The following is an 11,306-nucleotide window of genomic DNA, read 5'->3' on the forward strand; positions in this document are numbered from 1 at the left end:
AAAACCACCACCAAAACGGTGTGATTCCCTTGGCCTGACCACCCTCTCCCGGGTTCGGCCCGGGGGACGGAACCCGCACCTGGCCGGCGGGTTTTCTCCAACAACCAAGCGGAGAGGGATAGGAGATCTTTATGAGTTTCAAGGTTGCGGTAGTTGGCGCCACGGGCAATGTGGGCCGCGAAATGCTCAACATACTGGAAGAGCGCGGTTTTCCGGTCAGCGAAGTGGTGGCGCTTGCCTCGCGCCGCAGCCAGGGCACGGAAGTGTCGTTCGGCGACCGCACGCTGAAGGTCCGCGCACTCGACACCTACGACTTTTCCGACACCGACATCTGCATCATGTCGGCCGGCGGCAATGTCTCGAAGGAATGGTCACCCAAGATCGGCAAGCAGGGCTGCGTCGTCATCGACAATTCCTCGGCCTTCCGCTACGACGCCGACGTGCCGCTGATCGTCCCGGAAGTGAACCCGGATGCGATCTCGCTGTTCACCCGCAAGAACATCATCGCCAACCCGAACTGCTCGACGGCGCAGCTCGTCGTGGCGCTGAAGCCGCTGCATGACGCGGCCACCATCAAGCGCATCGTCGTGGCCACCTACCAGTCGGTGTCGGGCGCCGGCAAGGAAGGCATGGACGAGCTGTTCACGCAGACCCGCGCCGTGTTCGTCGCCGACCAGGTCGACGTCAAGAAGTTCACCAAGCGCATCGCCTTCAACGTGATCCCCCATATCGACGTTTTCCTCGATGACGGCTTCACCAAGGAAGAGTGGAAGATGGTCGCCGAGACCAAGAAGATGCTCGATCCCAAGATCAAGCTGACGGCGACCTGCGTGCGCGTGCCGGTGTTCATCGGCCATTCGGAAGCGGTCAACATCGAGTTCGAGAACCCGATCACCGCCGACGAGGCGCGCGACATCCTGCGCGAGGCGCCGGGCTGCCAGGTCTTGGACAAGCGCGAGGACGGCGGCTACATCACGCCGCTGGAATCGGCCGGCGAGGACGCCACCTTCATCTCGCGCATCCGCGAGGATTCGACCATCGACAACGGCCTGTCGATGTGGATCGTTTCCGACAATCTGCGCAAGGGCGCCGCCCTCAACGCAGTGCAGATCGCCGAACTGCTGGTCGAGCGCGGCCTGATCCAGCCGAAGAAGAAGGCAGCCTGACGGCTGTTTGGCTTTCGCTCGCGGGCCGCACCGCCGCTTACGCGGCTGGCCCTCCGCGAGGCGCCGGACGACCGGCGGCCCGCAGTCGCGGGCTCGGCCTTCGGCCGTTAGCTCACCTTCCCCCCGTCCTTATACGGGGAGAAGGTGCCGGCAGGCGGATGAGGGGGGGCGCTGGCCTATGTCCGATTTTCCGCCGCCAGTTCCCGTAGCAACCTCATCGCTTCCTCTGCCCGGTCGGCCGGCACGAACAGATGGTCGTGATAGAAAGCGGAAACGGGATTGACGCCCATGCCGGCGGCGGCGAGGCGTGCGGTGATGGCGGCGAGGAAGCCGACGGCTTCCAGCGACGAATGGATGTTCAGCGTTTTATCATGCGGCAGCGGAAAACGGCTTCCAGTCCGGCTGCCTGCGCCTCGTCTTCGAGCAGAATCAATGTCGTGCCTTCGCGTTCGCGAAACAGCATGACCGCTTCGAGTCCTTCCGGAACCGATACACCCGCCGGCAGCGTGGCGAAGACATGGATGCCGGCAATCAATTGCGGCGTCATCGACGCCAGCAATGTCTTCAGATCTGTCTCTCCGGCCATATTGCCTGCTCTTGGTCTGAGGGGCCACGCCCGCCGGCTCTTCATATACGCGACCGAAGCGGGCCGATAGCCACGCCGGCGCGCTGCAAGGACAACCCGGCGAGAGAACTGCGCTGCGACGTGAGAACATCAACGATTTCAAATGCTTGCCGGAGATCGGCATGGCCTTGGCAGGCGCGGCGAAGCACCGGCCTTCAATGTCTAGGGATCAAATCGGCCGCCTGGGAGTTAGGAACATGGCGGCGAGGACGGCGATCCCCGTGAGAGAGGAACGACAATGAAGAAAATCATGACCATTCTGGTGCTGACGGCAGCGCTTGGCGCCTGTTCGCAGACGGAAAAAGGCGCGGCCGTCGGCGGCCTGGGCGGAGCAGCGGTCGGCGCGGCGGTGGCGGGCGATCCCGTCCAGGGCGCCGTGGTCGGCGGCGCGGTCGGTGCCGTAGCCGGCGCGCTGATCGGGCGGGCCAGCGAACCGGGCCGCTGCCGTTATCGCGACAGCCGCGGCCATGTCTATGTCGATCGTTGCCCGAGCGGCTATTGAGCGGCAGCATCCGCACAATGAATTCGAAATAGAAAACGGCGGGCTAAGGGCCCGCCGTTTCGAAAAAGACGATCGGTGATCGATTACTCGGCCGTGGCGGGCTCCGCCTCGGCCGGCGCGGCCGCAGCCGCCGCGACGGCGGCAGCGGCGTCGTCCTGCGCCTTCTTCAGAAGCGCGGCGCGCTCCTGTGCCTTCTTGCCGGGCTCGGCCTTTTTCGGATTGGAACGGGCGTCGCGCTTGGCGAGGCCGGCCTCATCGAGGAAGCGCAGCACGCGGTCGGTCGGCTGGGCGCCGTGCGACAGCCAGTGCTTGACGCGCTCGGCGTCAACCTTGACGCGCTCGCCGTCCTTCGGCAGCAGCGGGTTCCACGAGCCGAGCGACTCGATGAAACGGCCGTCGCGCGGCGAGCGCGCGTCGGCGACGACGACGTGGTAGTAGGGACGCTTCTTCGAGCCCGCGCGGGCCAATCTGATCTTCAGTGCCATTTCTTATCTCCTAAAAGCTCTGATTTCGTTGGTAGGGTTGCGGCTAAATCTTTGTCTTCAGCCGGTTTTCGTCACGCCGTTGGCAGCGGCGATCTGTTCGTGGTGGCGGATCACTTCGCGGACGACGAAATTGAGGAATTTCTCCGCGAAATCCGGGTCGAGATGCGCATCGTCCGCGAGCTGGCGAAGACGGGCGATCTGCTGCTGCTCGCGCGCCGGGTCAGCCGGCGGCAAGCCATGCTCGGCCTTGAGCAGGCCGACCGCCTTGGTGCAGCGGAAGCGCTCGGCCAGCATGTGGATGAGGGCGGCATCGATGTTGTCGATCGAAGCACGGTAGCCGGCCAGGATGGTGCGGGCGTCCGCCATGTCCTTTTCCTCGTTCATCGCGTCCTCACTTCTTCTTGCCGAGGCCAGGCAGGCCACCGCCGCCGAGACCGGGAAGCCTGGGAAGCTTCATGCCGCCGGGCAAGCCGGGCAGGCCACCGCCGCCGGGAAGGCCGCTGGGCAGGCCCTTCATGCCGGCGGCCTGCGCCTGCTTCTGCAAGGCTTCGAGCTGCTTGGGATCCATCTTGGAGAGGTCAGGCATGCCGCCCATGCCACCGGGCATCATGCCGCCGAGACCCATCTTGGAGGCGAGCCCGCCCATCATGCCGCGCATCAGGCCGCCGCCTTTGCCCTTGCCGCCCATCGCCTTCATCATGTCGGCCATGCCGCGATGCATCTTCAAGAGCTTGTTGATCTCGGCCGCGTCGGTGCCGGAGCCGGCGGCGATGCGCTTCTTGCGCGAGTGCTTGAGAATGTCGGGGTTGGCGCGCTCGGCCTTGGTCATCGAGGAGATGATGGCGAGCTGGCGGCCGAACATCTTGTCGTCGAGACCGGCGGCGGCCATCTGGTCCTTCATCTTGCCCATGCCGGGCATCATGCCCATGATGCCGCCCATGCCGCCCATTTTCGACATCTGCTGAAGCTGCTGGGCGAGGTCGTTCAGGTCGAACTTGCCCGACTGCATCTTTTTGGCCATCGCCGCCGCCTGCTCGGCGTCGATGTTCTCGGCGGCTTTTTCGACAAGCGAAACGATGTCGCCCATGCCGAGAATGCGGTCGGCGATACGCTTGGGGTGAAATTCCTCCAGCCCGTCCATCTTCTCGCCGGTGCCGATCAGCTTGATCGGCTTGCCGGTGACGGCGCGCATCGAGAGCGCGGCGCCGCCACGGCCGTCGCCGTCCATGCGGGTCAGCACCAGCCCGGTGATGCCGACGCGCTCGTCGAAGCTCTTGGCAAGGTTGACGGCGTCCTGGCCGGTCAAGGAGTCGGCGACCAGCAGGATCTCGTGCGGGCCCGACACCTTCTTGATGTCGGCCATCTCGACCATCAGCGGCTCGTCGATATGGGTGCGGCCGGCAGTGTCGAGGATGACCACGTCGTGACCGCCGAGCCTGGCCGCCTGCACGGCGCGCTTGGCGATATCGACCGGGTTCTGGCCGACGACGACAGGCAGCGTCGCCACCTTGACCTGCTCGCCGAGCTGGCGCAACTGCTCCTGCGCGGCGGGGCGCCGCGTGTCGAGCGAGGCCATCAGGACCTTCTTGTTCTGACGCTCGGTGAGCCGCTTGGCGATCTTGGCCGAGGTCGTCGTCTTGCCGGAACCCTGCAGGCCGACCATCATGACGACGACGGGCGCCGGTGCGTTGAGGTCGACGGCGACGCCTTCGGCGCCGAGCATGTCGACCAGCTCGTCATGCACGATCTTGACGACCATCTGGCCGGGCTTGATCGACTTCAGCACCGCCGCGCCGACCGCCTTCTCGCGCACCTTGTCGGTGAAGGAGCGCACCACTTCCAGCGCCACGTCGGCCTCGAGCAGCGCACGGCGCACCTCGCGGAGCGCCGCCGAGACATCCGCCTCCGACAGCGCGCCGCGGCCGGTCAGGCCGTTCAGGATGGAGCCAAGGCGCTCCTGAAGTGATTCAAACATTCTGTTTCCTTTTCCCTGGCAACCTGATGGTGCCCGAGAGGTAATGCGTTCGCGCCAAGTGTCCAAGTCTCGTGGCAAGCAAAAGCCAAAACCAAAAAGCACCCGGGGGCGCACAGCGCTGCCGGGTGTTGGCCTCCAGGATCTGTTTACAGCACTTGGCCTCAAAGAGGCTTCGGCATCCTGGTCGGCTTGCTCGGAGGGATACTCGTCGCGGAATTCGGGGCTGTAGACAGGAAAACGGCCGCGGAGTCAAGACAAGGACCGTTCCGCCGGTCTCCCCGCGCAGCAATCAGGTCGCCTTCGTTCCGTCTGCAGGTTCGGCCGAGACGCTCAGCGGCGAGCGCGGGTGTAAGAGCAGCAGTATCGTCAGCAGGCTGCAGGCGATGCCGATCGTGGCGATGAGGACCGCGTCCGACGTCGCCCAGCCCGGCCCTTCGAGTGGTCTGGCGGTAAACAGGGCGAAGGAATTGTAGCTCTCCTGATGCGAGATCAGCAGGAAGCCGGTCAGATTGTTGCCGAGATGGGCGCCAAGGGCCGCGCCGAGATTGCCGGTGGCATAGACGACAAGTGTCAAAAGCAGTGCAAAAGCGGCGATCGAGACCAGCACGCAGGCATTGATGGCGGCCGAGGAGCTCGCGCTCCAGTGCAGCGAGGTGAACAGCAGGCCCGGCAGCAGCGCCCAGACGAACGGGCTCCTGAACCGGTAGGCAAGACCGCGCAGCAGGTAGCCTCGGAACAGCGCCTCTTCCGATGATGTCTGCAGAAAAGTGAGCGCGAGGATCGGGATCAGGAACAGCAGCCAGGACGACAGGGCGATGGAGCCGCGCGCGATCTCGGGCTGCATCAGGTAGAGCAGGACCTCGGACACGAGCGAAGTGACCAACACCGCGACCAGTCCCTTGATGAAACCCGAGCGCGAAATGCGACGGCTGTTGCCGAGGAGCGCCGACAGCTTCTCGCCATGCACCCAGCGCATGGCGATCCACAAGCCGATCCAGATGCCGGCGAAAGACGCGAGCGCGGTGAGAATGCCGACGGGCGACGCAAGGAAACCCTGCATGCCGCCGGCGGGCGCAGCCGCGCCTTGCGCTGTCCGCCAGGCGAAAAAGGCATAGGTGCCGCCCAGCAGCACGACCGCCGTCGACACGGCCCAGAACAGGACGACGATCCCGGTCCCGAGAAGCAGGCGCGGCAGGGTCGTCTTTTCGTTGGCTGTGTTTCGATAGTGCTCGAAGGCGGCAGGGTCAGATATCACGCTCTCTCGCAAGCTGGTGCTTCGCGTCGCATGATCTATGGGATCGGACGGTTCTGCGCAATCATTCCTGTTCGGTACGCCCCGCCAGCCTTCGGCGCATTCGCGCCGCCCTCGCCTGCCTGCCGGCAGGCGAAAGGCATGCTCCGTGATTAACCCCGTGTCCTATCCGCCTCAACGCACCACATACACGATGCGCCGCGTCTGCGGGTCGATCAGCGCCGGCTGGCCGTTCACATAGACGTAGCGGTAGTCGTAATCGGGGATCTCGCGCAGTTCGACGCTCTCGGGCAATACGGCCCCGGTGACCACCTCGCCCTCAAGATAGACAGGGTCGACGCGATGCGTGTCGACATAGGTCCTGACTTCGGCGGGAGGCTGCGGGATGGCGTCCTCGACCGGCTCGCCGGCGATGATCGAGCCGGTGTAATCGGTGGAATAGCCCTCGGGCGGCGACACGACGGCGACGCTGGAGCCGAGCGGACGTCGCGTCAACACGACCCGGTTGCCGCCGAAATCAGCCGTCACATAATCCGAATAGACCCAGCCCTGGCCACCGGCTTCGGCGATGGTGCACCATTTGCTGTTTTCGATGCAGCCATTGAGCGTCGCCGACTGGCCGGCGGCGAGCACGCCGATGATAGGATATTGCGGGCCCGGGCCAGCGCGGACGTTGAGATCGGTGATCGCGGAGACCGGGGTGTCGGCCATGGCGGCGCCCGAGAAGAGCGCGAGCATTCCGGCGACCGCGGGAAACAATACGGATTTCATGGTTTCTCTCCGTTTCATGGTCCCTCGGCAGCGAAAACGGGAGAGCGGCGCATGCGTTCCAGCTAAAATGTTGAAGCCAACTCACGATTTGTTCCCGTTTCTTGCGGCAGGCCGGTCAGAAGGTCGTGAACGAAGGCCAGTTTGCGCGCCGCGACATCCGAGATGACGAAGGGGTAGAGGTCGGGCAGACCCATGCAGCGATTGATGGAATTGGAGGCTTCCGACAGCACCAGCCAGCGCGACAGGATCTTTTCGAACGGTTCGGGAGCGGGTGTCGGTTCGGACGGCGCTGGTTGTAGCATGCCCCCGGTATCGCCCTGGGGCAATTCGTTGGCTTCCACCGTCTCCAGCCGGCCGAGCGGGAAGTTCAGCGCATGGACCATTTCCAGCGTGTCGGTGATGTGCAGGTGGTGGGCCCAGCTTTCGGCCCAGTCCTCCCAGGGATGGGAGGTGGCGTAGGACGAGATGTGGCGTTGCTGCCAGTCGGGTGGGGCACCATTGGCATAGTGGTTCTTCAATGCCTGCTCGTAGCCGGTGCGCTCGTCGCCGAACAGCGCGCGGAAGGCGTCAAGCCTTTGCGGATTGTCGCGGATCAGCCGGTCCCAGTAGTAGTGGCCGAGCTCGTGGCGGAAATGGCCGAGCAAGGTGCGATAGTTCTCGCCCATCTCAACGCGCCGCCTTTCGCGCTCGGCGGAGTCGGCTTCGGCGACGTTGAGGGTGATCAGGCCATTGTCGTGGCCGGTCAGGATGCGCTCGCCGCCCGGGCCGCCGCCGATCGGATCGGCAAGGAAGTCGAAGGCAAGGCCGGCCTCGTCGGCGGGGTTCTGCTTGGGCGTCACCGGCAGTCCGAAAGCCAGCAGCGAATAGACCGCGCGCTTCTTCGCGGCCTCGACCCGTATCCAGCGGCGGCGGTTGCCGTCGACGGAGAGGTCCGGGATCAGCTGGTTGAGCGCGCAGGCGCGGCAGAAGGGCTGTCCCGGCTCGGCCATCCAGTTGCAGGCGCATTCGTCGGCGTTGGCGCATGGGGAGCCGCCGTCGGCACCGGACAGGGCAAAGCAGGCGCGCTGCGGATCATAGAGCACGGCACTGGAGCAGTTCAGGCACCGGGCGTTCTCGAAATAGAGACGATGGCCGCAATGAGGACAGTCGAAGAGTTTCATCTCGGTCTCGGACCAGGGAACAGGGGAAGGCGCGTCGTGCAAAACGCCGGCCGACAGACGTCGTTCCCGACTGTGACGTCATTGAGCAACATGGCGCAAGGATCGTCGGGCCATGGGTGGTTCTTGCCACAATATTTGCTTGATCGTAGGCAAATTCCCTTCCATTGGCCAGCTTGCGCGCGCGACAGTGACAAGTGCGCGTTTCACTGGCAAATTCCGGCCGGGACGTGATTCAGGCAACCAGGAGAGAACAACATGGCATTTCTTGCCAAAGGTAAGATGTTTGCAGCGGCCACTGTGGTGGCGATGCTTGCGCTGGCGACGGGCGCACAGGCGGCGGCCAGCTGTGGCAAGACCGGAGCCGGCTTCGATGCCTGGAAGCAGGACTTCGCAGCGGAGGCCAGGGCCGAGGGCGTGGGTTCGAGAGGACTGGCGGCCCTGGCCGGCGCGACCTACGCGACCAGGACCATTTCCGCGGACCGCGCCATCCACAAGGCTTTCAGCGGCTCGGTGGAAGCCTTCATGAAGCGCCGCGGCGGGGCGGCGATCATTTCCAAGGGCCGGGCGCTGAAGAAATCGAATGCGGCGCTGTTCGACAAGATCGAACGGACCTACGGCGTCTCGCCGGGCGTGCTGCTTGCCATCTGGGGCATGGAGACGGGCTTCGGCGCCTCTATGGGCAACCAGAACACGGTGTCCGCCATTTTGACGCTTGCCTATGACTGCCGCCGTCCGGATTACTTTCAGCCGCATGCCATTGCGGCGCTGAAGCTGGTCGATCGCGGAACGTTGACCGCCTCGTCGGTCGGGGCCATGCATGGCGAGATCGGCCATACGCAGTTCCTGCCCGGAAATGTCCTGAAATATGGAGTGGGCAGCGGAAACCTGCGCGATAAGAGCACCGCGCTGGCTTCCACGGCCAACTTCCTCAAGGCGCATGGCTGGCAGGCCGGCGCGAGCGCTCAGGCGAATATGGGTGCAATTGCCGGCTGGAACTCGGCGAGTGTCTATCAACAGGCCATCGCCCGTATCGCCACCGCAATCGATGGCGAGTAATCGTTAGGGCAGTTCACCGTTTCACGGAGACGGCGAACCGCTCTATGTCTTTGTTTTTGCGCGATTCCCAAGGGAAAGCGCTACGCGCTTTTCCCGGGAAAACCGTACACACTTTTCCTGGAATTGCTTTTCAGCAGAAAGCCCGGCCGCGTTGCCGGGGTTCCTGTTCGCTGACTGGCAGAGTGGTCAGTCCCGGCGGTTGCGTGCGGCGAGCGTGCGCAGCCTCAGCGCATTGAGGCGGATGAAGCCGGCGGCGTCCTTCTGGTCGTAGGCGCCGCGGTCGTCCTCGAAGGTCACCAGCGCGTCGGAATAGAGCGTCTTCTTCGACTTGCGGCCGGTAACGATGACATTGCCCTTGTAGAGCTTCAGACGCACCGTACCTTCGACATCCTCCTGGCTCTTGTCGATCATCGTCTGCAGCATCAGCCGCTCGGGCGCGAACCAGAAGCCGTTGTAGATGAGTTCGGCGTAGCGCGGCATGAACTCGTCCTTGAGGTGGGCAGCTCCCCTGTCGAGCGTGATCGATTCGATGGCTCGGTGGGCAGCGATAAGGATGGTGCCGCCGGGGGTCTCGTAGACGCCGCGCGACTTCATGCCGACGAAGCGGTTCTCGACGAGGTCGAGCCGGCCGATGCCGTTGTCGCGGCCGAGATCGTTGAGGGCGGCGAGCATGGTTGCCGGCGACAGCTTCTTGCCGTCGAGCGCGACCGGATCGCCCTTCAGGAACTCGATCTCGATCTCGGTGACCTTGTCCGGCGCGTCCATGGGCGAGACGGTGCGCTGATGGACGAATTCCGGCGGCTCGCTCCACGGGTCCTCAAGCACCTTGCCCTCGGAAGAGGAATGCAGGAGATTGGCGTCGACCGAGAACGGCGCGTCACCCTTCTTGTCCTTCGGCACCGGAATCTGGTGCTGCTCGGCGAAGTTGATGAGGTCGGTGCGCGACTTGAACGACCAGTCGCGCCAGGGCGCGATGACCTTGATATCGGGATTGAGCGCATAGGCCGAAAGCTCGAAGCGCACCTGGTCATTGCCCTTGCCGGTGGCGCCGTGGGCGATCGCGTCGGCGCCGGTCTCCTTTGCGATCTCGACGAGGTGTTTCGAGATCAGCGGCCGGGCGATCGAGGTGCCGAGCAGATAGGTGCCTTCGTAGACGGCGTTGGCGCGGAACATCGGGAAGACGAAGTCGGCAACGAATTCCTCGCGCACGTCGACGATGCGGATGTCCTTGATGCCCATCATCTCGGCCTTGCGGCGCGCCGGCTCCAATTCGCCGCCCTGGCCGAGGTCGGCGGTGAAGGTGACGACCTCGGCGCCGAGCTCGGTCTGCAGCCATTTCAGGATGATTGATGTGTCGAGGCCGCCGGAATAGGCGAGCACGACCTTCTTGACGTCTTTTGTTTTCGACATTTGCTGTTTCCGCGACAAGAGTTCTCGGCCGGCGAGGTATCACGCCGTTTCCGGTCACCGCAAGGGATGAACGGGGCAAGGCGCGGAGAAACAGGCATACGGGACAGCTGGATCATCCTTTCCGTCGCACAGCCGCTGGCAACGGCAGGCCCCGTTCATTATAGCTGCGTATCGAAAGTCAACGGGCCTACCATGTCCTTCATTCCCGACACCGCAACGCTGATCCAGTTCGCCATCGCCACGGTCATCCTGGCGATCACGCCGGGGCCGGACATGACGCTGTTCGTCTCGCGCACGCTGAGCCAGGGCCGCGCCGCAGGCTTCGCCTCGATGGCGGGGGCGCTGTGCGGCACGCTGATCCACACCACGCTGGTGGTGGTCGGCGTCTCGGCGCTGATCGTCGCCTCGCCGATGGCCTTCTTCGTGCTGAAGATCTTCGGCGCCGGCTATCTCGTCTTCCTGGCCTGGCAGGCGATCACCAAGGGTTCGGCCTTCTCGCCGGAGAAGAAGACGGGCCCGCAAATCTCGCTGTTCCGGAGCTGGATGGTGGGGCTGGGCGTCAACCTGCTCAACCCGAAGATCATCCTGTTCTTCATGACCTTCCTGCCGCAATTCGTCTCGGCGCATGATCCGCACGCGCCGGGAAAGCTGTTCTTCCTCGGCGCCATGTTCGTCGTGCTGTCGACCCCGGTGACGACACCGATGGTGCTGGCGGCGGAGAAATTCTCGGCGGCGATGAAGGCCAGCCCGCGCGTGACGCGGGTGGTCGACTATCTCTTCGCCGGCGTGTTTTCCGCGTTCGCGCTCAAAATCCTGACTGCCCAGGCGAAGTAGGATTTTGCTGTTCGCTGCTGATCTCTTCCGAACCGGAGGTCGGCAAAGCTCCCTGCTTACGCGGGCGCTC

Annotated in this window: 11 protein-coding genes and 1 pseudogene; 4 read left to right on the forward strand and 8 right to left on the reverse strand. The window is 64.3% G+C overall.

The features are described from left to right. Positions 1–131: 131 nt before the first annotated feature. Positions 132–1,166, forward strand: coding sequence for an aspartate-semialdehyde dehydrogenase (locus LB547_RS17205; protein WP_140492147.1), 1,035 nt, complete (start codon positions 132–134; stop codon positions 1,164–1,166). Positions 1,167–1,342: 176 nt separating this feature from the next. Here the strand turns inward: LB547_RS17205 and LB547_RS17210 are convergent. Then, positions 1,343–1,752, reverse strand: a pseudogene (locus LB547_RS17210) (ACT domain-containing protein). Positions 1,753–2,029: 277 nt separating this feature from the next. Here LB547_RS17210 and LB547_RS17215 point away from each other — a divergent pair. Next, positions 2,030–2,293: a YMGG-like glycine zipper-containing protein gene (locus LB547_RS17215; RefSeq protein WP_140492153.1), complete on the forward strand. Its 264-nt coding sequence runs from the start codon at positions 2,030–2,032 to the stop codon at positions 2,291–2,293. Positions 2,294–2,376: 83 nt separating this feature from the next. Here LB547_RS17215 and rpsP read toward each other — a convergent pair whose 3' ends face one another. The 6 genes from rpsP to LB547_RS17245 all read right to left on the reverse strand — a co-directional run bounded on the left by rpsP (position 2,377) and on the right by LB547_RS17245 (position 7,936). Then, a complete protein-coding gene (gene rpsP / locus LB547_RS17220; protein WP_140492156.1) occupies positions 2,377–2,778 on the reverse strand; it encodes a 30S ribosomal protein S16 in 402 nt (133 codons plus the stop codon). 57 nt (positions 2,779–2,835) lie between these two features. Next, positions 2,836–3,162 (reverse strand): chorismate mutase, encoded by a 327-nt coding sequence (locus LB547_RS17225; RefSeq protein WP_140492160.1) that lies wholly within the window; start codon positions 3,160–3,162, stop codon positions 2,836–2,838. A 7-nt stretch (positions 3,163–3,169) separates the two neighbouring features. Continuing rightward, positions 3,170–4,753 (reverse strand): signal recognition particle protein, encoded by a 1,584-nt coding sequence (gene ffh / locus LB547_RS17230; protein WP_140554779.1) that lies wholly within the window; start codon positions 4,751–4,753, stop codon positions 3,170–3,172. 289 nt (positions 4,754–5,042) lie between these two features. Further along, a complete protein-coding gene (locus LB547_RS17235; protein ID WP_140554780.1) occupies positions 5,043–6,008 on the reverse strand; it encodes a CPBP family intramembrane glutamic endopeptidase in 966 nt (321 codons plus the stop codon). Positions 6,009–6,179: 171 nt separating this feature from the next. After that, positions 6,180–6,776, reverse strand: coding sequence for a DUF1236 domain-containing protein (locus LB547_RS17240; RefSeq protein WP_140554781.1), 597 nt, complete (start codon positions 6,774–6,776; stop codon positions 6,180–6,182). A 62-nt stretch (positions 6,777–6,838) separates the two neighbouring features. Next, positions 6,839–7,936: a putative zinc-binding metallopeptidase gene (locus LB547_RS17245; protein ID WP_140524572.1), complete on the reverse strand. Its 1,098-nt coding sequence runs from the start codon at positions 7,934–7,936 to the stop codon at positions 6,839–6,841. Between the two features lie 255 nt (positions 7,937–8,191). Between LB547_RS17245 and LB547_RS17250 the strand changes: the two genes are divergently transcribed. Continuing rightward, entirely contained in the window at positions 8,192–8,992 is an 801-nt protein-coding gene (locus LB547_RS17250) for a lytic transglycosylase domain-containing protein (RefSeq protein WP_140628275.1), read from the forward strand. Between the two features lie 186 nt (positions 8,993–9,178). On the opposite strand, the gene LB547_RS17255 is transcribed toward LB547_RS17250, so the two are convergent. Next, the gene (locus LB547_RS17255) at positions 9,179–10,402 is read right to left on the reverse strand and encodes an argininosuccinate synthase (RefSeq protein WP_140492178.1); all 1,224 of its coding nucleotides are present in this window, start codon (positions 10,400–10,402) and stop codon (positions 9,179–9,181) included. Positions 10,403–10,594: 192 nt separating this feature from the next. Between LB547_RS17255 and LB547_RS17260 the strand changes: the two genes are divergently transcribed. Continuing rightward, complete coding sequence (locus tag LB547_RS17260; protein WP_140492181.1) at positions 10,595–11,236, forward strand: LysE family translocator; 642 nt, start codon at positions 10,595–10,597, stop codon at positions 11,234–11,236. Positions 11,237–11,306 lie beyond the last annotated feature (70 nt).

This window comes from Mesorhizobium sp. B264B1B (assembly GCF_020165765.1).
GTDB lineage: Bacteria > Pseudomonadota > Alphaproteobacteria > Rhizobiales > Rhizobiaceae > Mesorhizobium.